Genomic DNA, 22,772 nt, shown 5'->3' with positions numbered 1-22,772 from the left:
TCTGTTCGCGCTGTATCGCAAGCCGGTCGGCGCGGTGTTGCCTGCCAACCAGCAGAAAATCCGGGGCCGACAAAGCGCCCCGCTGAAAAGCAGCGGGGGCTGGCACGCTCGTCACCGGCGTACCTGCCCCCGTCGGTCGCATCACTCAGTCCACGGACTCATCGTCGCCCGCCGCCTCGGCGGACGGCTCGTCCTGCGCATCGTCGGCTTCGGCCGACTCGTCGTCGAGGATGTCATCGTCGCTTTCCGAAGGCTCCTGCACCCGCTCCAGGCCCACCAGCTTTTCATCGCTGGCCAGCTTGATGAGGGTCACGCCCTGGGTGTTACGGCCCAGGCTCGACACTTCGTCGACACGGGTACGCACCAGGGTGCCCTGGTCGGAAATCAGCATGATCTCCTCACCGTCGAGCACCTGGATCGCGCCGACCAGACGGCCGTTACGCTCGTTGCTGACCATGGCGATGACGCCCTGGCCGCCGCGCTTGTACTCGGGGAACTCGTCGATCGCCGTGCGCTTGCCATAGCCGCGCTCGGAAGCGGTGAGGATCTGGCTGCCCTCTTCCGGGATCAGCATGGAGATCAGCTTCTGCCCTTCAGCCAGGCGCATGCCACGCACACCGCGCGCGGTACGGCCCATGGCACGCACTTCGTTCTCGTTGAAGCGAGTCACCTTGCCACCGTCGGAGAACAGCATGACCTCGCGGTTGCCGTCGGTGATCGCGGCGCGGATCAGCACGTCGCCCTCGTCCAGTTCCAGGGCGATCAGGCCCACACTGCGCTGACGGCTGAACTGCTCGAGCGGGGTTTTCTTCACGGTGCCGTTGGCGGTGGCCATGAAGATGTAGTGACCTTCGGTGTACTCCTCTACCGGCAGCATGGTGGTGATGTACTCACCCTCGTCCAGCGGCAGCAGGTTGACCAGCGGACGACCACGTGCAGCGCGTGACGCCTCGGGAATCTCGTAGGTCTTGAGCCAGTACACCTTGCCCTTGCTGGAGAACATCAGCAGCGTGGTGTGGCTGTTGGCGACCAGCAGGTGCGAAATGTAGTCCTCGTCCTTCATGCCGGTCGCCGACTTGCCCTTGCCGCCGCGACGCTGGGCCTGGTAGGCAGTCAGCGGCTGGGTCTTGGCGTAGCCGCTGTGCGAGATGGTCACCACGCGGTCTTCCTCGGTGATCAGGTCACCCAGGGTCAGGTCAGCGGTGGATTCGACGATCTCGGTGCGGCGCGCGTCGCCGTATTCGGCGCGGATCAGCTCCAGCTCTTCGCGGATCACTTCCATCAGGCGCGTGGCGCTGTTGAGGATGCGGATCAGCTCGCCGATCTGGTTGAGGATCTCCTGGTACTCGCCCAGCAGCTTCTCGTGCTCCAGGCCGGTCAGGCGGTGCAGGCGCAGGTCGAGAATCGCCTGAGCCTGCTCTGGCGACAGGAAGTACTTGCCGTCACGCAGGCCGTACTGCGGATCGAGGTTTTCCGGGCGGCAGGCGTCGGCGCCGGCGCGCTCGACCATTTCCATGACCGCGCTGGATTCCCACGGGGTGTTGATCAGCCCTTCCTTGGCCTCGGCCGGCGACGGCGAAGCCTTGATCAGCGCGATGACCGGGTCGATGTTCGACAGCGCCACCGCCTGGCCTTCGAGGATGTGCCCGCGCTCGCGCGCCTTGCGCAGTTCGAACACGGTGCGCCGGGTGACCACTTCGCGACGGTGGCGAATGAAGGCTTCCAGCAGGTCCTTGAGGTTGAGGATGCGCGGACGACCGTCGACCAGGGCCACGATGTTGATGCCGAACACGCTCTGCAGCTGGGTCTGGGCGTAGAGGTTGTTGAGAATCACCTCCGGCACTTCACCACGGCGCAGCTCGATCACCACGCGCATGCCTTCCTTGTCGGATTCGTCACGCAGCTCGGTGATGCCTTCCAGGCGCTTTTCCTTGACCAGCTCGGCGATCTTCTCGATCAGGCGGGCCTTGTTCAGCTGATAGGGCAGCTCGGTGATGACGATCTGCTGGCGGCCACCGACCTTGTCGATGTCCTCGACCTTGGAGCGCGCACGCATGTAGATGCGCCCACGACCGGTGCGATAGGCCTCGATGATGCCGGCACGGCCATTGATCACGCCGGCGGTCGGGAAGTCCGGGCCGGGGATGTACTGCATCAGGTCATCAACCGACAGCTCGGGGTTGTCGATCAGCGCCAGGCAGCCGTCGATGACCTCACCCAGGTTGTGCGGGGGGATGTTGGTCGCCATGCCCACGGCGATACCGCTGGAACCGTTGACCAGCAGGTTGGGGATCTTGGTCGGCATGACAGCCGGGATCAGCTCGGTGCCGTCGTAGTTGGGCACCCAGTCGACGGTTTCCTTGTGCAGGTCGGCCAGCAGCTCGTGAGCCAGCTTGGTCATGCGTACTTCGGTGTATCGCATCGCAGCGGCGTTGTCGCCGTCGACCGAACCGAAGTTGCCCTGGCCATCGACCAGCAGATAGCGCAGCGAGAACGGCTGCGCCATACGCACGATGGTGTCGTAGACAGCGGTGTCACCGTGAGGGTGGTACTTACCGATCACGTCACCGACCACACGGGCGGATTTCTTGTACGGTTTGTTCCAGTCGTTGCCCAGCTCGCTCATCGCATAGAGCACACGCCGGTGCACGGGCTTCAGGCCATCGCGTGCATCCGGCAGTGCCCGGCCGACGATTACGCTCATGGCGTAGTCGAGGTAGGACTGTTTCAGCTCGTCTTCGATATTGACCGGGAGAATTTCTTTGGCCAGTTCACCCATGAGAAGCCTGATTCCTTTTTCTGGTGAAACCCCGCCGCTCCATGCGGAACGACCAAGGCTCGCCGCCCGTGGCACCGACCAGAGGCGACGTACGACAAATCAACGGGTTACGCCATGGATCTGCGCAGTGAGAGGGACTGCGATCAGCGCCCCTGAAAACCGCCGGATGTTACCACAATCGCCGCTACGCTCACATCCCTTGCAAGCAATGGCTCTGAGCCGCTCGCCCGCCGCGCCCGCCAGACGCGCTCTCAGAGCCGCCCAGCGGCATGACCATCTGCCCCACCCCTGCCGACGAACGGCCTGTTCGGGTCAGTGCAGGTGCTTGCGGCTCATCAGTTGCGCCAGGCGCGCGGTGTCGGGGCGCTCGACGATGCCCTTCTCCGTGACGATGGCGTCGATCAGGTCCGCCGGAGTGATGTCGAACACCGGGTTGAACGCGCCCGCCTCGGCCGCCAGAGGCTGCCCGCCAAGGTCGAGCAACTCGCGGACATCGCGCTCTTCAAGGAGAATGTCGTCGCCGCTGTCGGTGTCCATGTCGATGCTCGAACTGGGCGCCACGACCATGAAGCGCACCGCATGGTGCATGGCGGCAACGGCCAGCTGATAGGTGCCGATCTTGCCGGCCACATCGCCATTGGCAGCGATACGGTCGGCGCCGACGATCACCCAGGTGATGCCTTTGGTGCGCATCATGTGGGCGGCTGCCGAGTCGGCGATCACGCTGACCGGAATGTTCTCGTGCAGCAACTCCCAGGCCGTGAGCCGCGACCCCTGCAGCCAGGGCCGGGTTTCATCGGCATAGACGTGTTCGACCATGCCTTCCAGATGCGCCGCACGGATCACCCCCAGCGCCGTGCCAAAACCTCCGGTGGCCAGCGCCCCGGCATTGCCGTGGGTGAGTACCGTCTGCAGATTGCCCTGGTGCTTGCGGATCAGCTCGGCGCCCAGCTGCGCCATGGTCAGGTTGGCTTCACGGTCGGACAGGTGAATGGCCGCCGCCTCGGCCTCCAGAGCCCGCAGCGGATCTTCGCCGCTCTTCAGGCGTTGCAGGCGCTCGCGCATGCGGTTCAGCGCCCAGCACAGGTTCGCGGCGGTCGGGCGCGCAGCGGCCAGCACGGCAAAGTCCGCCTCCAGCGCTGCCCGCCAGTCACCGCCCTGGGCATGTCGGGCACGTGCCGCAAGGACCACGCCATAGGCCGCACTCACCCCAATGGCCTGCGCGCCGCGCACCACCATGCCGGCGATGGCCTCGGCCACCGCCGCGGCAGTACCACAGGCCAGCCAGCTCTCCTGCCGCGGCAAGGCCCGCTGATCGAGCAGATATAGAGCGTCTTCCCGCCAATCGATGGCTTTCACTTTCTCAGCTGCCAGCAATTGCTCGCGCATCGCCCACTCCATCTTCAACAATCCAAGGCCTGAATCAAAAAGCGGTCGATTATAACGAGCCGACCACCGGGACGCTCGGGTATACTTCGCCACCACCCTCGCGGCGGAACGATGCAAGGCCGGGGCCACATTCCCCAAGGGCCTGCCAGGCGCATCCACACTGCCGTTCCGCCCACCGTGCACATGCTCCGGAAGCCCGCTCATGCCCACACCCGCCGCCCCCCTAGACCTGCTGCTGCTGCCGCAATGGCTGGTGCCGGTCGAGCCAGCGGGCGTGGTGCTGCGCGAGCACGGCATCGGCATTCGCGACGGCCGCATCGCCTGGATCGGCCCGCGCAGCGAGGCCTCACGCCTGGTCAGCCAGGTCGTGCGCGAGCTGCCCGGCATGCTGCTCGCTCCCGGCCTGATCAACGCCCATGGCCACGCCGCCATGACGCTGTTCCGTGGCCTGGCCGACGACCTGCCGCTGATGACCTGGCTGCAGGAGCACATCTGGCCCGCCGAAGGCCGCTGGGTCGATGAAGCCTTCGTGCGCGACGGGACCGACCTGGCCATCGCCGAGCAGCTCAAGGGTGGCATCACCTGCTTCTCCGACATGTACTTCTACCCCAAAGTGGCCGCCGAGCGCGTGCATAACAGCGGCATGCGCGCGCAAATCTGCGTACCCGTGCTGGATTTTCCGGTGCCGGGTGCGCGCAATGTCGACGAAGCCCTGCATGTCGGCATCGAGCTGTTCAACGACCTGGCGCACCACCCGCGCATCCAGGTGGCCTTCGGGCCGCATGCGCCGTACACGGTGAACGACGAAAATCTCGAGCGCGTGCGAGTCATCGCCGATGAACTCGACGCGCCGATCCACATGCACATCCATGAAACCGCCGGCGAAGTCGAACAGGCCGTGCAACAGCAGGGCCAACGACCGCTGGCCCGCCTGCAGCGCCTGGGTCTTCTGGGGCCGCGCCTGCAGGCCGTGCACATGACCCAGATCAGCGATGACGACCTGGCACTGCTGGTAGAAAGCAACACCAGTGTCATTCATTGCCCCGAATCCAATCTCAAGCTGGCCAGCGGCTTCTGCCCGGTCGAGCGCCTGTGGCAGGCTGGCGTGAACGTCGCGGTCGGCACCGATGGCGCGGCCAGCAACAATGACCTGGACCTGCTGGGCGAAACCCGCACCGCCGCGCTGCTGGCCAAGGCGGTCGCCGGCTCCGCAGGCGCCCTGGATGCTCATCGCGCGCTGCGCATGGCCACGCTCAACGGCGCCCGGGCACTGGGCATCCAGCAGGACACCGGCTCGCTGGAAATCGGCAAGGCCGCCGACATGGTCGCCTTCGACCTGAGCGGCCTGGCCGTGCAACCTGTCTATGATCCGGTGTCACAATTGATCTATGCCTGTGGCCGCGACTGCGTGCGCCACGTGTGGGTCGCCGGCAAGCCATTGCTCGACGATGGCCGCCTGACCCGCCTGGACGAACAGGCCCTGCGCGACACCGCCATGGCCTGGGGCCGGCGAATCGCCGGCCAGCCCGAATGATGCACCGGCGACCGCCAGCCACGGCTTGCCGCCGGGCGCCGGACCACACCGAATTCTGAGTTCAAGAGGGATATCCATGAGCAACGTCGACCGCGCCGAAATCGCCAAATTCGAGGCCCTGGCCCATCGCTGGTGGGACCGTGAAAGCGAATTCAAACCCCTGCACGACATCAACCCGCTGCGCGTCAACTGGATCGACGAACGCGTCGGCCTGGCCGGCAAGAAAGTCCTCGACGTCGGCTGCGGCGGCGGCATCCTCAGCGAGGCCATGGCCCTGCGCGGCGCCACCGTCACCGGCATCGACATGGGTGAGGCGCCGCTGGCCGTGGCCCAGTTGCACCAGCTGGAGTCGGGCGTCGAAGTCGAATACCGGCAGACCACTGCCGAAGACATGGCCAAGGAAATGCCCGAGCAGTTCGACGTGGTCACCTGCCTGGAGATGCTCGAACACGTCCCGGATCCGTCCTCGGTGATCGCCGCCTGCTGCCGCATGGTCAAGCCCGGCGGCCAGGTGTTCTTCTCCACCATCAACCGCAACCCCAAGGCGTACCTGTTCGCCATCGTCGGCGCCGAGTACATCCTCAACATGCTTCCGCGCGGCACCCACGACTTCAAGAAATTCATCCGCCCCTCCGAGCTGGGCGCCTGGAGCCGTGCGGCCGGCCTGCAGGTCAAGGACATCATCGGCCTGACCTACAACCCGCTGACCAAGCACTACAAGCTGGCGGCCGACGTGGACGTCAACTACATGATCCAGACCGTCAAGGAGGCCTGACATGCGCCTGAGAGCGGTCCTGTTCGACATGGACGGTACTCTGCTGGATACCGCACCGGACTTCATCGCCGTCTGCCAGGCGATGCGCGCCGAACGCGGCTTCCCGCCGGTCGCCGACAAACTGATCCGCGACGAGATTTCCGGTGGCGCCAAGGCCATGGTCGCCGCCACCTTCGCGATGTCGCCAAACGCGCCGGAATTCGAGGCCCTGCGCCTGGAGTTCCTGGAGCGCTATCAACAGGCCTGTGCCGTGCATACCCACCTGTTCGATGGCATGGCCGAACTGCTCGCCGACATCGAGAAAGCCGGCCTGATCTGGGGCGTGGTGACCAACAAGCCGCTGCGCTTCGCCGAGCCGATCATGCAGCAGCTCGGTCTGGCCGAGCGTTCGGCGCTGCTGATCTGCCCAGACCACGTGACCCACAGCAAGCCGCACCCGGAGCCGTTGATCCTGGCTTGCAGCCGTCTCGACCTGGACCCGGCCAGCGTGCTGTTCGTCGGCGACGACCTGCGCGACATCGAGTCGGGCCGCGATGCCGGCACGCGCACGGCCGCCGTGCGCTACGGCTACATCCACCCCAACGACAATCCCGGCCACTGGGGTGCCGACGTAGTGGTCGATCATCCGCTGGAGCTGCGCCAGGTGCTCGACAACGCCCTGTGCAGCTGCTGAAGGAGGCCCTGCCATGTTCGATTACAGCGCACGCCCCGGCCTGCTCGAAGGCCGGGTGATCCTGGTGACCGGCGCCGCACGCGGTATCGGCGCCGCCGCCGCGAAGACCTACGCCGCACATGGCGCCACCGTGCTGCTACTGGGCCGCACCGAAGCCAGCCTGGCACAGGTCTACGATGACATCGAAGCCGCCGGCCACCCGCGTCCGGCGGTCATTCCGTTCAACCTGGAAACCGCCCTGCCGCATCAGTACGACGAACTGGCGGCCATGCTCGAAGGCGAGTTCGGCCGGCTCGACGGTCTGCTGCACAACGCTTCGATCATCGGCCCGCGCACCCCGCTGGATCAGTTGTCCGGTGAAAACTTCATGCGCGTGATGCACGTTAACGTCAACGCCATGTTCATGCTCACCCAGGCTCTGCTGCCGCTGCTCAAATGCTCCAAAGATGCCTCGGTGGTATTCACCTCCAGCAGCGTGGGCCGCAAGGGTCGCGCCTACTGGGGCGCCTACGGGGTCTCCAAGTTCGCCACCGAAGGGCTGATGCAGACCCTGGCCGACGAATTGGACGGCGTCGCGCCGGTGCGCGCCAACAGCGTCAACCCCGGCGGCACCCGCACCAGCATGCGTGCCCAGGCCTACCCGGCGGAAAATCCACAGGACGTCCCGGCACCCGAGGAGATCATGCCGGTGTACCTCTATCTCATGGGGCCGGACAGTGCCGGCGTCAACGGCCAGGCCTTCAACGCCCAGTAACCGGAGTGTGCGGGACGTCACATTGGCGGGCGAAATACCTGCCCGTGGCGCCCGCTTCTGGTAAAAAGTCGCCCACGTCAAGCAGCCGTCGCTGCCGCTTCCGCAGCATCCTTTTGCAAGCCATTGATTTTCATCGCGTTCAGGTTTTATGAACCGTTGGCATGCATTTCGCTCTATAAAAAACCAGCCGCAAAGGAAAGAGCTGAGGAGTGAACAGATGAATTCGCCCCCACGAATCGACACCGTGCAGATCGACACCCGCAGCATGCAGCCTGCGCTGGTCGGCGCGGATGCATGCTTGACCGGCTCTCGCCCCGCTCCCAGGCGCCTCGCCTACCGGCTCGCCCAACAGCTGCAAACCAGCCTGGAGGCCGAGCGCATTCTGCAGCTGTTCTTCAATACGCTGCGCCAGGCCCTGCCCCTCGAAGGGCTGAATTACCTCCACGCAGCCAGCGACCTGCAGCTTTGCATAGGCAACCCGGTTGCCGACAGCACCTGCTACGAACTCAGCCACAAGGACGAAGCGCTCGGCCAATTGACGCTGCACCATGGCCGGGCCGCCGACACCCGGTTGCTCGCCGAACTGCAGCACTTGGTCGGCTGCCTGCTGTATCCGTTGCGCAACGCCTTGCTGTACCGCATGGCACTGCAGAGTTCGCTGCGCGACCCGCTGACCGATACCGGCAACCGTGTGGCCATGGATCAGGTGCTGGCGCGCGAAGCAGACGACTCACTGCGTTATCGGCAGCCGCTGTCGCTGCTGATGCTGGACATCGACCATTTCAAGCGGATCAATGACACCCACGGCCACGCCAACGGTGATCTGGTCCTGCAAAGCATTGCCCAGACGCTGAAACATCAGCTCCGCACGGTCGATCGGGTGTTTCGCTATGGCGGCGAAGAGTTCGTGGTCATCCTCGCCAATACCTGCCAGGACGCCGCGGCATTGATTGGCGAACGCCTGCGCCAGGCTATCCAGGAGCTGGACTTCAGCGCCCTGGGCAACCTGCGGCCGAGCATCAGCCTGGGTTGCTCGACCCTGCTGCCGGGCGAATCCACCGACAGCCTGCTGCGCCGCGCCGACATTGCCCTGTACGTGGCCAAGCGTGAAGGCCGTAACCGCATGATGATGGCCGGCTGAGAAAACCGGCGGCCTCAGCGCGGCGCGATGTGGGTCACCAGCAACTGCACGGTCTCGTTGCCGCGAAATTCGTTGAGATCCAGCCGGTAGGCCAACTCCACCCAACGAATGTTGGGGTTGGGCCACACCTCGCGATCCACCCCGAACGCGATACCCTCCAGGCGCACGCTGCCACATTCGGTCTTGAGCACCATTTTCAGGTGCCGCTCACCCACCACCCGCTGCTCGGCCAGCTGAAACACCCCATGGAACAACGGCTCGGGAAAATGCTGCCCCCAAGGGCCGGCGTTGCGCAGGGCGCGAGCCAGCTCCAGGTGGAACTCCTCGACCGCCAGGGCGCCGTCGGACAGCAGCCGTCCGGTCAGGTCATCCTCGCTGAGTTGTCGACGCACTTCTTCATCGAAGGCCTGGCAAAAGGCCGGAAAGTTGGCTTCCGGCAAGGACAGGCCAGCCGCCATGGCGTGGCCGCCGAACTTGCTGATCAGCTCTGGATGCCGCGCCGCCACGGCGTCCAGCGCATCGCGAATGTGGAAGCCCGGCACCGAGCGGGCAGAGCCCTTGAGCATGCCTTCGCCGGCGCTGGCGAAAGCGATGGCTGGGCGGTGATAGCGCTCTTTAAGACGCGAGGCGAGGATGCCGATCACCCCCTGGTGCCAGTCCGGCTCGAACAGGCACAGGCCGAAGGGCAGCGAATCCTCGGCCAGGTCCTTGAGCTGGGCCAGCGCTTCACGCTGCATGCCCTGTTCGATGTTCTTGCGGTCCTGGTTGAGTTCGTCAAGCTGGGTGGCCATTTCTCGCGCCAGCACCGGGTCTTCGCAGAGCAGGCATTCGATGCCTAGACTCATGTCATCCAGGCGGCCAGCGGCATTGAGGCGCGGGCCCAGGATGAAGCCCAGGTCGGTCGAAGTGATGCGCGACGGATCGCGACGCGCCACCTCCAAGATGGCGCGCAGGCCTGGCCGGGCGCGGCCGGCGCGGATTCGCATCAGCCCCTGATGGACCAGAATGCGGTTGTTGGCATCCAACGGCACCACGTCGGCCACGCTGCCCAGCGCCACCAGGTCGAGCAGGTCACCCAGGTTGGGCTCGGCACGGCTGGCGAACCAGCCAAGACCACGCAGCCGCGCACGCAAGGCCATCAGCACATAGAACATCACGCCAACACCGGCCAGGGACTTGCTGGGGAACTCGCAGCCCGGCTGGTTCGGATTGACGATGGCGTCGGCGGCTGGCAGTTCGTGGCCCGGCAGGTGGTGGTCGGTAACCAGCACCTTGAGCCCCGCCGCCTTGGCCGCAGCCACGCCCTCGACACTGGAGATGCCGTTATCGACGGTCATCAGCAACTGTGGCGAGCGCTGCAGGGCCACTTCGACGATCTCCGGGGTCAGCCCGTAGCCGTACTCGAAGCGGTTGGGCACCAGATAATCCACGTGGGCAGCGCCGAGCTGGCGCAGGCCCAGCACGCCGACGGTACTGGCGGTGGCGCCGTCGGCATCGAAGTCGCCGACGATGAGGATGCGCTGACCTTGCTGTAAGGCGTCGACCAGCAGCTCCACCGCCGCCTCGATGCCCTTGAGCTGCTGATACGGAATCAGTCGCGCCAGCCCCTTGTCCAGCTCCTGCGCCGAACTCACGCCCCGCGAGGCGTAAAGCCGGGTCAGCAGAGGGGGCAGGTCGCCAAGCAGCGGCAGGGGATCGGGTAACGGGCGGTGTTCGATACGCATGGTGATTCAGTGTCTCGTGTCGTATTTCAGCCTAGGGCCAATACTGGTCAGTTAGACCGGGTGGGAGCGGCTTCAGCCGCGAAGTAATCGCCTGTTCACAACAGATGCAGTGAGTTTCCTGGCGCTTTCGCGGCTAAAGCCGCTCCCACCGGGCCACCTGCCGCTTAATCGAACAGTATTGAGCCTAGGGCCAATACAGGTGAATAAGGACCAGAAGCAGCTTCAGCCGCGCTCACCCACCAGCCATTGCAGTTGCACTTCGTGCTGACCCCGGTCATCGGTAACGAACACCGTACCGTCGCTGATCATCACGTCCCACTTGATGGCACGCGGCATGTCATGGGCCAGCACTTCGAGCACGTCCTGGGGCACTGCAGCAATGCTGACGTTCTTCAACTGCCTGGCGCCGGGCACCACCTTGCCTTCCCACACCCGCAGGCTACCGTAGGCCAGCAGGCTGGTGCGTTCGGTGCGCCGAGAACACCAGGTCAGGCGCTCAAGGTCTGGCTGGCCGACTTCGATCCAGTGCAGCACGCGATCATCCAGGCTTTTTTCCCACAGGGCCGGCTCGTCGACGTCCGACAGGCCACGACCGAACGCCAGCTGCTCGTTGAACCACAGGGCATAGGCCAGCAGGCGCACGGCCATGCGCTCTTCGGTTTCAGAGGGATGCCGAGCGATGGTCTGCTTGACGCTTTCGTAGACCCCCCGGTCGATGTCGGTGAGGTTGAGTTCGAACTTGTAGGTGGTCGACGGCTGGGCCATGGACGGGCTTCCGGAGCAGGAGAAAGCCGGCAAGTTTAACCGATTGCGCGCTGCCCGAACGACGGGACTGCCCGGCGTTACGGAAAATTGTCAGGCAACCTTCACAAAATATACTGGCGAAATGCGCCTTTATGGTGCAATTTGAAGCCCCTTCCCATGGACGATTTCTACGCATGTGCCGCTCTCTAGCATGCCTGCGCCTGTCGGCCTGGCTGATGATCACCGGCCTGTGTGCCTTTCCGTTATCCAGCCAGGCCAAGGACACCCTGACCTGGCTGATGCGCGACATGCCCCCCGTGACCATTGCCGCCGGCCCCTACCAGGGCCAGGGGGCCATCGATCGGATGATGCCGCTGCTGATCGCCCGCATGCCGCAGTACGACCACACGCTGATGCAGGTCAACCGTGCCCGTGGCCTGCAGATGCTCAACGAACCGGGTTTCACCTGCGACCCGACCCTGCTGTGGACCGCCGCGCGGGCCAAGACCATCCTGTTTTCCATTCCTACCTACGTGGTGTTCAGCAACGGCCTGATCGTACGCAAGGAGCAAATGCCCCAGATCGCGCCCTTCGTCAGCGACGGCCAGGTCGATCTGCGCACCCTGCTGGCCAGCCAGACCCTCAAGCTCGGCATCGTCGCCGAACGCAGCTATGGCACGGTCATCGACGAAATCCTCAGCAAGGCGCCGGCCGATGAGCTCAAGCAGCACTACGGCAACAGCGCGATCGGCAGCATGCTGCAAATGGAGCGCCTGGGACGGCTACAAGCCATGCTCGCGTACTGGCCGGAAGCCCGCTACCAGGCGTTGCAGCAGGGTATCGACGAAAGCGAACTGACCTTCCTGCCGATCAACGACGTACCCAAGTACCAGTACACCCATATCGGTTGCTCGAACACCGAGCAGGGACGCGCGGCCATGGTCGTGATCAACAGGGAAATGCGCGAACTGCGCGAGTCGCTCAAGTCACTCTACGCCGAATGGCTGGACCCTGTGCGGCGTGCCGAGTATCTGCAGGACTCGGCAGGCTTCTTCAAGGATTGAGCGGGCAAAAAGAAACCCCGAACAGCGGGGATGACTGATCGGGGTCAACCTTGGCCCTTGGGCCGGACGGCAGGCGGCGTTCACCGGAGCACAATGAACGTTCCTGCCATACCTGATAGGAACCCGCCAACGGCACAAGGTTCCTGGCCGGCACCCCGGATGTCAGGCGAACGGCCCCGAGGCGACGAGCGGCTGGCGGGCAGCGGCGTTGCGCATCGCCGCGATCATGCAGGGCTCAAGACGCCCTTCGGCCACCATCAGGTCGCGGTGCAGACCGTCGACGACATCGGTGAGCTGGTGCTTGTCACGCAGCTGGTCGACCTTGAAGCGGCGCTCGATCACCACGGCGCCAGAAACATCCTTGAGGGTCACCAGACATTCACCGTCCGAACCGGCCGCCCCGATACCGACCTGATAGGGCGCCAGTGCTTCACCCAGCAGCAAGCTGATATTTTCCATATGGATCACCCCTCATTTTATTGAACGACAAGATGTCTACCACTGACCTGCCCAGATCGCAGAAAGTTCTGCAAGTGGCTTGCCAACCCATGAACATCCTCTGCACCGAGCATGCCTGGTAAAGATGACAGGGAAAAAACCAGCCGCTCAGTTACAACTGCAAGAGGCCTCCTGAGCATGGTCGCCAGCCTCGATAGGCTGATCGAGCAGCAGGGCCAGGCGCAGGATCGAACGCTGCACGCTCAACAGCCGTTCCACCGGCACCCCGCCCTGGCCGGTGCTGCGTTCACACTCGCAGGCCAGGGTGTCGATCAGCGCACGGATTTCCCGACTCATGCAGCCATGCACCTGGGCCACCTGCTCCAGCCGGCTTTCCAACCGCCGACGCTCGCTCAGGTCGACCCAGCCGCCCAGTACTCCCTGACGCTGACCATCGGCGGCACATAACGGCACACTCCATTGCCAAGCCTCGACACGCCGGCCAGGCAGGTCCAGGGTGCGCCCGGCGAACACCGGTTCGCCGCTGCCAAGCAGGCGCATGCAATCGGCATGCAGCTCGGCGGCCAGGGCAGCGGGCAGCAGTTCCACGTCGATCAGCCGCCGACCTTGCATGTGCTCGACACCAATGTCGAAGAAATGCTCGTAGCTGCGATTGCACGACACCAGCCGGCCTTCCAGATCGAGCACATAGACCGGCATGGGCAGCGCATCGAACAGCGCCTGCTTGAAAGCCAGCTGGTCGTTGAGCATGGCTTCGGCCTGGCGCCGCTGACGGATCTGGATGCGCAGGCGGCTGTCCCAGGCCAGCGACACCAGGACCAGCATCAGCGCCAGAATCGCACTCCAGACCAGCCAGGACGGCACACGGCTCCACAGACCAGGCTGTGGCAGCGTCGTGCCCAGCCATTTCATGCGGATGGCGCGCATCTCGGAGATCGGAAACTCTTCCAGCGCCTTGTTGAGGATGCTCAGCAGTTCAGGCTGGGTCTTGATTACCGAGAAGCGGTCGGGCGACCACTTGCCTTCCACGCCGCGGCCCACTTTCAGGGCCTCGGACGGGAACAGGTAGGCGCCCGCCTCGTTCTGGATGGTCGCGTACGCCTGGCCGCTTTCTACCAGCTCACGGGCCTGCGCGTAGGTGTCGACCAGGCGCAACTGGATATCGGGGTAGTGTCGACGAATCTCGCCTTCCAGGGCGTGCCGTGCCGGCAGGGCCAGCACCTGACCACTCATGGCAGCCAGGCTGTCCGGGGAAGGCTCTCCGGCCCTGACCACGAACACCCAGGTGTTGCCGCCGAAGGAGTAAGTAAAATTCAGAAACAGCTTTCGCTCGGGATTCTCCGCCAGGGTGGTGTTCATCTGCGCCTCGCCGCTGCGTAGCAGCTCCAGGCTGGCCTGGGTGGAAGGCGCTTCGTGGTAGACGAACTGCAGACCGGTCATACGCGAGATGCGCGCCAATACGTCGACATTGAGCCCGACCCATTGCCCCTGCTTGTCACGATAAATGAACGGCGGCTGCTGGGAGGTCGCCACGCTGACCTGTGGATGGCGGGCCAGCCAGCGTCGTTCGACACTGCTCAGGGGAATGCGCTGTTCACCGATCTGGCTGTTCAATCCCGAGGTCCAACGCCCCAGCACCTCGCGCCGCACGGACGGCTCCAGGCTGTCCAGGGCCTGGTCCACCAAGGCCTTGAGGCGCCGTTCGCCGGCACGCATCGCGAAGGCTAGGCCATGCGGCGGCAGCGCGCTCTCGGAGTGGATCTGCAGGTCGAGGTAAGGGCGCGTCACCAGAAAGGCCCGCACCACCAGCTCGCTGCCGATGAACGCCTGCACGTCACCCTGGCTCAGGGCCTCCATGGCGCTGTAGAGATTGGGGGCCAGCAGCACTTCGCTGTCGGGGTAGGTGCGCTGCACGGTGCGCAGGTCGGCGTAATCGTCCAGCAGGGCGATCTTCCAGCCCGCCAGGGCATGGGACGGCGGCAGCGCCTTGCCCCTGACCACCACCACTGAACGGTCCGGCATGTAGTCACGCGAGAGGGCCAGGCCTGGTTGACCCCTTTCGAAACCGCCAGCACTGCTGAGCAGGTCGATGGCGCCAACGCGCAGTGCGTTAATGGCTTCGTCATGCTGGTTGAAGCCGGTCAATGACAGCGGCACGCCCAGCTTCTGCTCAAGCAGGGCGAGGTAGTCGGCACTGATGCCCTGGTAGCGATTGCGGTCGGTGGTGATATCGACCGGCTCGTTCTCGGCGATCACGATACCGACCCGCAAGGCGCCACGCCCCTCCAGCCAGCGGCGATCGCTGTCGGCCAACTCGAGTCGCTCGACCTTCACGAACGGTGGTGCCAGGGTGAAAGGCAGGCTCTGCGCCGCCCCCACCGGTTGAACGAACCACACCAGCAGCAGCAGCGGCCATGTCTGCCACCTCCAGTGCCTGTGCCCCCTGACCGCCCTGGCGAACGGTCCTTCCTTGCTTGCCTGCTTCACGACCATCACTCTTGCCTGGTGAATCAAGCGGCAGAGTTTGGCATGCAGGAACGAAAAGGCCCGCCAGAAGGCGGGCCCAAGTTGTTACACGACTATTCGGTCACAGCGGCTTGCCGCGGTTGCCATGCTGGCTGACGAAGGCCTGTACGGCCTTGAGGTCGTTCGGCAGTACGGTGCAACGCTCTTCACGCTGGAACAGGTCGGACAAGTGCGCCGGAAGCTCCAGCGCCTTGCCGACGCCGGCCTTCTCCACCGCCTCGGGGAACTTGACCGGATGCGCGGTGCCCAGCACCACCATCGGGATGTCCAGGCTGCGGCGGCATTCGCGAGCAGCACGCACGCCGATGGCCGTGTGCGGGTCGAGCACTTCACCGGTACGGGCGAAGACCTGGGCGATGGTTTCGCAGGTCTGCTCGTCGCTGACCGCCAGAGAGTCGAACAGCTTGCGGGTTTCGGTCCAGCGATCCTGCTCGACGCTGAAGCCGCCACCCTGCTTGAAGGTGTCCATCAGCTCGGCGATGGCTGCACCATTGCGACCGTGCATGTCGAACAGCAGGCGTTCGAAGTTCGACGACACCATGATGTCCATGGACGGCGACAGTGTCGGGTGCAGGGCATCCTTGACGTACTGATTGCCGCTCATGAAGCGGTGCAGGATGTCGTTGCGGTTGGTCGCCACGATCAGCTGGTTGACCGGCAGGCCCATGTTGCGAGCCAGGTAGCCGGCGAAGATATCGCCGAAGTTGCCGGTCGGCACCGAGAAGGAGACCGAGCGCGCCGGACCGCCAAGCTGCAGTGCGGCATGGAAGTAGTAGACGATCTGGGCCATGATCCGCGCCCAGTTGATCGAGTTGACCGCCACCAGGCGAGTGCCCTTGAGGAAGCCCTGGTCGGCGAAGCTGGCCTTGACCATTTCCTGGCAGTCGTCGAAGTTGCCTTCCACAGCGATGTTGTGGATGTTGTCGCCGAAGATGGTGGTCATCTGGCGACGCTGCACGTCAGACACGCGGTTGTGCGGGTGCAGGATGAAGATGTCGACGTTGTCGCAACGACGGCAGCCTTCGATGGCCGCCGAGCCGGTGTCACCGGAGGTGGCGCCGACGATCACCACGCGCTCGCCGCGCTTGGCCAGCACGTGATCGAGCAGGCGGCCGAGCAGTTGCAGGGCAAAGTCCTTGAACGCCAGGGTCGGGCCGTGGAACAGCTCCAGCACCCATTCGTTACCGTCGAGCTGACGCAACGGTGCGACAGCGCTGTGGGCGAATACGCCGTAGGTTTCTTCGAGGATCTTCTTGAAATCGGCGTCGGCGATGCTGCCTTCGACGAAGGGTCGCATCACTCGGAACGCCAGCTCGTGATACGGCAGGCCGGCCCAGGAAGCGATCTCCTCCTGGGTGAAGCGCGGCAGGTTTTCCGGCACGTACAGGCCGCCGTCACTGGCCAGGCCAGCCAGCAGCACGTCTTCGAAGTTCAACGCCGGGGCTTTGCCGCGAGTACTGATATAACGCATGGGTGCAAACCTTTGATTTGAGCGGCACGCGGCCAGTTCCAGGCGGCAAGTAAAGCGGGGACGGCTTGTTCTTGCAGCTCGAAGCTGACAGCGTGCCGCTGCTGGTTAATTCAGGTGTTCGACACGGATGCGGACCACGGGGCCGACGACATCCTGCAGGGCTTCCAGGGCCTGGATGGCATCGTTGATGCGCTGCTCCACGACCCGATGGGTCAGCAGGATCATCGGCACCAGGCCGTCCTGCTCTTCCACTTCCTTCTGCATGATCGATTCGATGTTGATGCCGCGCTCGGACAGGATGCTCGCGACCTGGGCCAGCACGCCTGGGTGATCCTTGGCCTGGATGCGCAGATAGTAAGCGCTTTCGCAGGCTTCGATCGGCAGGATCGGATGTGCGGACAGCGAGTCGGGCTGGAAGGCCAGGTGCGGCACGCGGTTGGTCGGGTCGGAAGTCATCGCCCGCACCACGTCGACCAGGTCGGCGACCACCGAGGAAGCGGTCGGCTCCATACCGGCACCGGCACCGTAGAACAGCGTGGAGCCCGAAGCGTCACCGTTGACCATCACGGCGTTCATCACGCCGTTGACGTTGGCCAGCAGGCGGTCGGCCGGGATCAGCGTCGGGTGCACACGCAGCTCGATGCCCTGCTCGGTACTGCGCGCCACGCCCAGGTGCTTGATGCGGTAGCCCAGCGCTTCGGCGTAGTTCACGTCGGCGGTGGTCAGCTTGGTGATGCCTTCGGTGTAGGCCTTGTCGAACTGCAGCGGAATGCCAAAGGCGATGGAGGCCAGGATGGTCAGCTTGTGCGCCGCGTCGATGCCTTCGACGTCGAAGGTCGGGTCGGCTTCGGCATAACCCAGCGCCTGGGCTTCGGCCAGCACGTCTGGGAAGGTGCGGCCCTTCTCGCGCATTTCCGTGAGGATGAAGTTGCCCGTGCCATTGATGATGCCGGCCACCCAGTTGATGCGGTTGGCCGACAGGCCTTCACGGATCGCCTTGATCACCGGGATACCACCAGCCACGGCAGCCTCGAAGGCGACGATGACGCCCTTCTCGCGGGCACGGGCGAAGATTTCGTTGCCATGCACGGCAATCAGCGCCTTGTTGGCGGTGACCACGTGCTTGCCATTGTCGATGGCCTTGAGCACCAGCTCGCGGGCCACGGTGTAGCCGCCGATCAGCTCGACGATCACGTCGATCTCGGGGTTGCTGGCGACTTCGAACACGTCAGAGGTGGTCGGGGTTCCGGCGATCTGGCAGTTGGGGTTTGGTGTACGAACAGCAATCTGCGCGACTTCGATGCCACGCCCGGCACGACGGGCAATTTCCTCGGCGTTGCGCTGAAGCACGTTGAAGGTACCGCCACCTACGGTACCCAGCCCACAGATGCCTACTTTGACCGGTTTCACTGATGAACTCCCCGTAAAGCGGCCACCCCCTCGGGCAGCCGCACTAATACAGCCACATGCATGCAGCTGGAAAGATGAATTACTTGGCGCCCAGGGCCAGCTTGGCCACCTGGGCCGCCGGCTGATACCCCGGGATCACCTGGCCGTCGGCCAGGACGATGGCCGGCGTGCCGTTCACACCGATCGACTGGCCGATCTCGAACTGCTTGCGGACCGGGTTGTCGCACTTGGGCGCCTTGATGTTCTTGCCTTCGACCATCTGGTCCATGGCCGACTTGCGATCCTTGGAGCACCACACCGCCTGCAGCTGCTGGTCACCCGGCGAGCCGAGGCCCTGGCGTGGGAATGCAACGTAACGCACCTCGACGCCCAGCTTGTTGAGCTGGCCGACTTCCTCGTGAAGCTTGTGGCAGTACGGGCAGGTGGTATCGGTGAACACGGTAATGTGCGACTTGGCCTCGCCGACGGCAGGGTAGATGACCATTTCAGTGGTCGGAATGCCGTTGATGGTCTGGGCGATGGCCTTGCGTTCGGTTTTCTCGGTCAGGTTGACGGGCTTGCCGTCCTGGATCTGGAACAGGTAGCCCTGCACCACGAACTGGCCGTCGGCGCTGGCATACAGCACGCGACCGCCCTTGAGCTTGACTTCATAGAGGCCGTTGAAGGGGCTGCTGGCGATGCTTTCTACCGGCAGTTCGAGATCCAGCGAGTCGAGCGTCTTGCGAATGGCCTGCTCGGCACCGGCATCGGCCTGGGCGAAAAGGCTGAATGTGCTGGCCAGCACCAGGGAAGCGACAGCGAAAATGGAAGGCAAGCGCATGGAAACTCCTATGACGGCGGACGGGTTCGAGGGCATGCGACCCTGCCGGGTACACCTCGTTCCGCGAAACCGGCAAAGCCTACCATATTCCCCCGGCAAGACGGACCCGTACCGTCGGGCAAATTGCATCGCTTTTACACCGCTGTAACGAATTCGGGGGGCATGGCCATTCGCGATGCAAGCCTACCCGTGAGCATCAGCAGTTGCCTTCGATCGGTAGGACCGGCTTGAGATGCTCCAACGGTCTCGTTGACCAGTATTGGCTGTAGCCGGGCGCCTTCGCGACTGCAGTTCCACTCGATCCCACGCGGCCTCTAGCCACGTGGGTGATGGGTGGCATGCAGCTCCTGCAGACGAGCGCGGGCGATGTGGGTGTAGATCTGTGTGGTCGAGAGGTCGCTGTGCCCCAGCAGCATCTGCACCACGCGCAGGTCGGCGCCGTGGTTGAGCAAATGGGTAGCAAAGGCATGCCGCAGGGTATGCGGCGACAGCGACTTGTTGATGCCCGCCGTAATGGCATGCTGCTTGATGCGGTGCCAGAAGGTCTGGCGGGTCATCTGTTCGCCGCGCAGGCTGGGAAACAATACGTCGCTGGGCCGACCACCGAGCAGTTCCTGGCGGGCACCGCGCAGGTAGCGCTCGACCCAGGCAATGGCCTCCTCGCCCATTGGCACCAGGCGTTCCTTGCTGCCCTTACCCATCACCCGCAACACGCCCTGACGCAGGTTGACCTGCTCCAGGGTCAGGCCCACCAGTTCGGTCACCCGCAAACCACAGGCATAGAGCACTTCCAGCATGGCGCGGTCACGCTCACCGATGGCTTCGCCAAGATCCGGTGCCGCCAGCAAGGCCTCGACATCGGCTTCCGACAAGGACTTGGGCAGCGGTTTGCCCAGCTGGGGCATTTCCACCTGCAAGGTCGGGTCGGTCGCAATCAGTTTCTCGCGCAGCAGATAGCGGTAAAAGCCTCTGGCCCCGGAGAGAAAACGCGCCGTGGAGCGTGGCTTGTAGCCCTGCTCCAGACGCCAGGCCAGATGATCGAGGATCACTTCGCGCCCGGCAGCGGACAGCTCGACGCCGCGCTCCTGCAGCCAGCCATTGAACAGTTCAAGGTCACTGCGATAGGACTCGCGGGTATTGTCGGAAAGGCCTTTCTCCAGCCACAAGGCATCGAGAAAGCGATCGACCAGGGGGTGTTCAAGCGCAGGCATGGTGACTCGGTCAGGCATCGGGATGCCAGAACCTACTACAGACGCGCCGAGGGATAAACGCCAGGCAACAAAAAAGCAGCCCGAAGGCTGCTTTTTCGTGGACCGAAAAACTGTATCAGGACAGTTTTTCCTTGATGCGGGCTGCCTTGCCGGACAGGTCGCGCAGGTAGTACAGCTTGGCCTTGCGAACGTCGCCGCGGCGCTTGACCGACAGGCTGTCGATCTGTGGGCTGTAGGTCTGGAAGGTACGCTCAACGCCAACGCCGCTGGAGATCTTGCGAACGGTGAAAGCACTGTTCACGCCGCGGTTACGCTTGGCGATGACAACGCCTTCGAAGGCTTGCAGACGGCTACGATCGCCTTCCTTCACTTTCACCTGAACGACAACGGTGTCGCCCGGGGCGAAGGCCGGGATTTCTTTCTGCATCTGCTCGGCTTCGAGGGCCAGAATGATTTTGTTGGTCATGCTTGTGCTCCTAAGGTGATCCTCCCGGATCAACCATCGATACGTTTACTATCGTCCCGCTCACGGATGTATTCCGCGAGCAGCTTCTGCTCTTCTCCAGAAAGCGAGCGACTTTCCAGAAGATCAGCGCGTCGTTCGAACGTCCGCCCAAGGGACTGTTTCAAACGCCAACGCCGGATGTGTGCGTGATTGCCACTTAGCAATACGTCGGGAACACGCTGATCCGCATACACCTCAGGTCGGGTGTAGTGCGGGCAATCCAGCAGACCGTCCGTGAAGGAGTCTTCCTCCGCAGAGTCCACATGCCCTAAAGCTCCAGGCAGCAGTCGTGTAACCGCATCGATCAGTACCATCGCCGGCAGCTCGCCACCGGACAGGACATAGTCCCCGATCGACCACTCTTCATCCACGTACGCTTCAATGAAACGCTCATCGATGCCTTCATAACGACCAGCGATGAGAATCAGAGCATTCTCCTGCGCCAGTTCGCGCACCGCCGGCTGATTCAGCCTGCGGCCTTGCGGCGAAAGGTAGATCACCTTCGCCTTGTCCCCGGCTGCCTGCCTGGCCTCGGCCAGTGCATCTTCCAGGGGCTTGATCTTCATCACCATGCCGGGGCCGCCGCCGAAAGGGCGATCGTCAACAGTGTGATGGCGATCCGTGGTGTAATCCCGCGGATTCCAGCAAGTGAGCTGCAACAGCTCCTGCTTCACCGCACGGCTGGTTATGCCGTATTCGCTGATGGCGGAGAACATCTCGGGAAACAGCGTAATGACCTCTATGCGCAGGCTAGCCATGGCATTCAGAAGTCCGCATCCCAATCCACCTTCATCTCGCCGGCTGCAAGGTCAACGGCCAACACGCAGTGCTCCGTATAGGGCAACAGGCGTTCGCGATCATCCAGGCTGCCCGCGCAGGGCTTTACCACCATTACATCGTTCGAGCCGGTTTCAAGCAGGTGATCGATCTGACCGAGCAATTGCCCGTGCGTATCGATGACCTTGAGGCCTTCCAGTTGATACCAGTAGTACTCGCCATCATCCAGATCAGGGAACAGGCTGCTCGGCACGCAGATTTCGCAACCGGACAGAAGACGTGCTTCGTCGCGATCGTCGAGACCCTTGAGCTTCGCGACCAGGAACTTGCCTTGCAAGCGTCCACTGATCAGCTCTACCTGTTTTTCCACACGCCCTTCGCGCCGCAGCGTCCAGGTCGGGTAGTCCAGCAGGTTGTCAATCGGATCCGTGAAGGAGTACACCTTCACTTCGCCGCGAACGCCATGAACCGAAAAAATCTTGCCAATGACGATCAGGTCGTCGGCAGATGCAGGCGTCGCGTTCATAAGACTCAGGCCGCGGCCTTGGTCTTGTTGTGCTCTTTGATCAGCTGAGCAACGCGCTCGGAGGTCTGAGCGCCAACACCCAGCCAGTAGTTCAGGCGTTCTTCGTTGATGGACAGACGAACTTCCTGACCACGAGCGATGGGGTTGAAGAAACCGATCTGCTCTTTGTGGGAGCCGTCACGGGCGTTGCGGCTGTCTGTAACAGTCACATGGTAGAAAGGGCGCTTCTTGGAGCCGCCAAGGGCAAGACGAATGGTTAGCATTGAACATCGTTCCTGTTAATGGTGCTGCAAATCTTTGTTGCACAATGGGCACGGGTGCCCAAAAGGCCGCATATTCTCAAGGAATATCCTGAGTTTTGCAAAGCCTTTTTCCGCTGCCCGAGAGCCCGCGGTGCCGATCTGCATGGGGCGGCCACCGCAGTGGCCGGACGTTTCCTTCCCTCCCGGGAAGGCGCGCAGCCTTGAGGCTGCACGACGAACGGGCATGG

The 22,772-nt window shown here is 63.7% G+C and carries 19 protein-coding genes and 1 pseudogene; 6 read left to right on the top strand and 14 right to left on the bottom strand.

Going from position 1 to position 22,772, the window contains the following annotated elements:
• Nucleotides 1–145 precede the first annotated feature (145 nt).
• Entirely contained in the window at nt 146–2,779 is a 2,634-nt protein-coding gene (gene gyrA / locus RRX38_RS22520; RefSeq protein WP_315960721.1) for a DNA gyrase subunit A, read from the bottom strand.
• Nucleotides 2,780–3,091: 312 nt separating this feature from the next.
• Nucleotides 3,092–4,168 (bottom strand): S-methyl-5-thioribose-1-phosphate isomerase, encoded by a 1,077-nt coding sequence (gene mtnA, locus RRX38_RS22515; RefSeq protein ID WP_295478900.1) that lies wholly within the window; start codon nt 4,166–4,168, stop codon nt 3,092–3,094.
• A 202-nt stretch (nt 4,169–4,370) separates the two neighbouring features.
• Between mtnA and RRX38_RS22510 the strand changes: the two genes are divergently transcribed.
• From RRX38_RS22510 to RRX38_RS22490, 5 genes are all read left to right on the top strand, one after another.
• Nucleotides 4,371–5,702: a TRZ/ATZ family hydrolase gene (locus RRX38_RS22510; RefSeq protein WP_315960720.1), complete on the top strand. Its 1,332-nt coding sequence runs from the start codon at nt 4,371–4,373 to the stop codon at nt 5,700–5,702.
• Between the two features lie 76 nt (nt 5,703–5,778).
• Nucleotides 5,779–6,477 (top strand): bifunctional 2-polyprenyl-6-hydroxyphenol methylase/3-demethylubiquinol 3-O-methyltransferase UbiG, encoded by a 699-nt coding sequence (gene ubiG / locus RRX38_RS22505; RefSeq protein WP_295478908.1) that lies wholly within the window; start codon nt 5,779–5,781, stop codon nt 6,475–6,477.
• A gap of 1 nt (nt 6,478) precedes the next feature.
• Nucleotides 6,479–7,150, top strand: a complete 672-nt coding sequence (gene mupP / locus RRX38_RS22500; protein ID WP_295478910.1) for an N-acetylmuramic acid 6-phosphate phosphatase MupP — start codon at nt 6,479–6,481, stop codon at nt 7,148–7,150.
• Between the two features lie 13 nt (nt 7,151–7,163).
• On the top strand, nt 7,164–7,904 hold the full coding sequence (locus RRX38_RS22495; RefSeq protein ID WP_315960719.1) for a YciK family oxidoreductase: 741 nt from the start codon (nt 7,164–7,166) through the stop codon (nt 7,902–7,904).
• A 217-nt stretch (nt 7,905–8,121) separates the two neighbouring features.
• Entirely contained in the window at nt 8,122–9,045 is a 924-nt protein-coding gene (locus tag RRX38_RS22490) for a GGDEF domain-containing protein (protein WP_315960718.1), read from the top strand.
• Between the two features lie 14 nt (nt 9,046–9,059).
• Here RRX38_RS22490 and recJ read toward each other — a convergent pair whose 3' ends face one another.
• Together recJ and RRX38_RS22480 are read right to left on the bottom strand one after the other, a co-directional pair.
• The gene (recJ, locus tag RRX38_RS22485; protein ID WP_315960717.1) at nt 9,060–10,769 is read right to left on the bottom strand and encodes a single-stranded-DNA-specific exonuclease RecJ; all 1,710 of its coding nucleotides are present in this window, start codon (nt 10,767–10,769) and stop codon (nt 9,060–9,062) included.
• 222 nt (nt 10,770–10,991) lie between these two features.
• Nucleotides 10,992–11,534, bottom strand: coding sequence for a YaeQ family protein (locus tag RRX38_RS22480; protein WP_295478922.1), 543 nt, complete (start codon nt 11,532–11,534; stop codon nt 10,992–10,994).
• Between the two features lie 212 nt (nt 11,535–11,746).
• Between RRX38_RS22480 and RRX38_RS22475 the strand changes: the two genes are divergently transcribed.
• The gene (locus tag RRX38_RS22475; RefSeq protein ID WP_410524929.1) at nt 11,747–12,577 is read left to right on the top strand and encodes a TIGR02285 family protein; all 831 of its coding nucleotides are present in this window, start codon (nt 11,747–11,749) and stop codon (nt 12,575–12,577) included.
• A gap of 162 nt (nt 12,578–12,739) precedes the next feature.
• Here RRX38_RS22475 and RRX38_RS22470 read toward each other — a convergent pair whose 3' ends face one another.
• The 10 genes and pseudogenes from RRX38_RS22470 to rpsP all read right to left on the bottom strand — a co-directional run bounded on the left by RRX38_RS22470 (nt 12,740) and on the right by rpsP (nt 22,545).
• Nucleotides 12,740–13,036: a DUF3509 domain-containing protein gene (locus RRX38_RS22470; protein WP_295478925.1), complete on the bottom strand. Its 297-nt coding sequence runs from the start codon at nt 13,034–13,036 to the stop codon at nt 12,740–12,742.
• Between the two features lie 189 nt (nt 13,037–13,225).
• Nucleotides 13,226–15,445: pseudogene (locus RRX38_RS22465) on the bottom strand (transporter substrate-binding domain-containing protein); the annotation flags it as partial.
• Between the two features lie 178 nt (nt 15,446–15,623).
• Nucleotides 15,624–17,033 carry a threonine synthase gene (gene thrC, locus RRX38_RS22460; RefSeq protein WP_315960716.1) on the bottom strand — a complete coding sequence of 470 codons (1,410 nt, stop codon included), beginning with the start codon at nt 17,031–17,033 and terminating at the stop codon, nt 15,624–15,626.
• Nucleotides 17,034–17,138: 105 nt separating this feature from the next.
• Nucleotides 17,139–18,443, bottom strand: a complete 1,305-nt coding sequence (locus RRX38_RS22455; protein ID WP_295478931.1) for a homoserine dehydrogenase — start codon at nt 18,441–18,443, stop codon at nt 17,139–17,141.
• A 79-nt stretch (nt 18,444–18,522) separates the two neighbouring features.
• Nucleotides 18,523–19,263 (bottom strand): thioredoxin fold domain-containing protein, encoded by a 741-nt coding sequence (locus tag RRX38_RS22450; protein ID WP_295478934.1) that lies wholly within the window; start codon nt 19,261–19,263, stop codon nt 18,523–18,525.
• A 314-nt stretch (nt 19,264–19,577) separates the two neighbouring features.
• Nucleotides 19,578–20,474: a site-specific tyrosine recombinase XerD gene (gene xerD / locus RRX38_RS22445; protein WP_315960715.1), complete on the bottom strand. Its 897-nt coding sequence runs from the start codon at nt 20,472–20,474 to the stop codon at nt 19,578–19,580.
• 115 nt (nt 20,475–20,589) lie between these two features.
• A complete protein-coding gene (rplS, locus tag RRX38_RS22440; protein ID WP_295478941.1) occupies nt 20,590–20,940 on the bottom strand; it encodes a 50S ribosomal protein L19 in 351 nt (116 codons plus the stop codon).
• A gap of 29 nt (nt 20,941–20,969) precedes the next feature.
• The gene (gene trmD / locus RRX38_RS22435; RefSeq protein WP_315960714.1) at nt 20,970–21,737 is read right to left on the bottom strand and encodes a tRNA (guanosine(37)-N1)-methyltransferase TrmD; all 768 of its coding nucleotides are present in this window, start codon (nt 21,735–21,737) and stop codon (nt 20,970–20,972) included.
• 5 nt (nt 21,738–21,742) lie between these two features.
• Complete coding sequence (gene rimM / locus RRX38_RS22430; protein WP_295478946.1) at nt 21,743–22,282, bottom strand: ribosome maturation factor RimM; 540 nt, start codon at nt 22,280–22,282, stop codon at nt 21,743–21,745.
• Between the two features lie 5 nt (nt 22,283–22,287).
• Nucleotides 22,288–22,545, bottom strand: coding sequence for a 30S ribosomal protein S16 (rpsP, locus tag RRX38_RS22425; protein ID WP_295478948.1), 258 nt, complete (start codon nt 22,543–22,545; stop codon nt 22,288–22,290).
• Nucleotides 22,546–22,772 lie beyond the last annotated feature (227 nt).

The sequence above is a fragment of the Pseudomonas sp. DTU_2021_1001937_2_SI_NGA_ILE_001 genome (genome assembly GCF_032463525.1).
Lineage (GTDB): Bacteria > Pseudomonadota > Gammaproteobacteria > Pseudomonadales > Pseudomonadaceae > Aquipseudomonas.
Note: the sequence above shows the minus strand (reverse complement) of the source record. Positions and strands in the feature narration are given on the sequence as shown.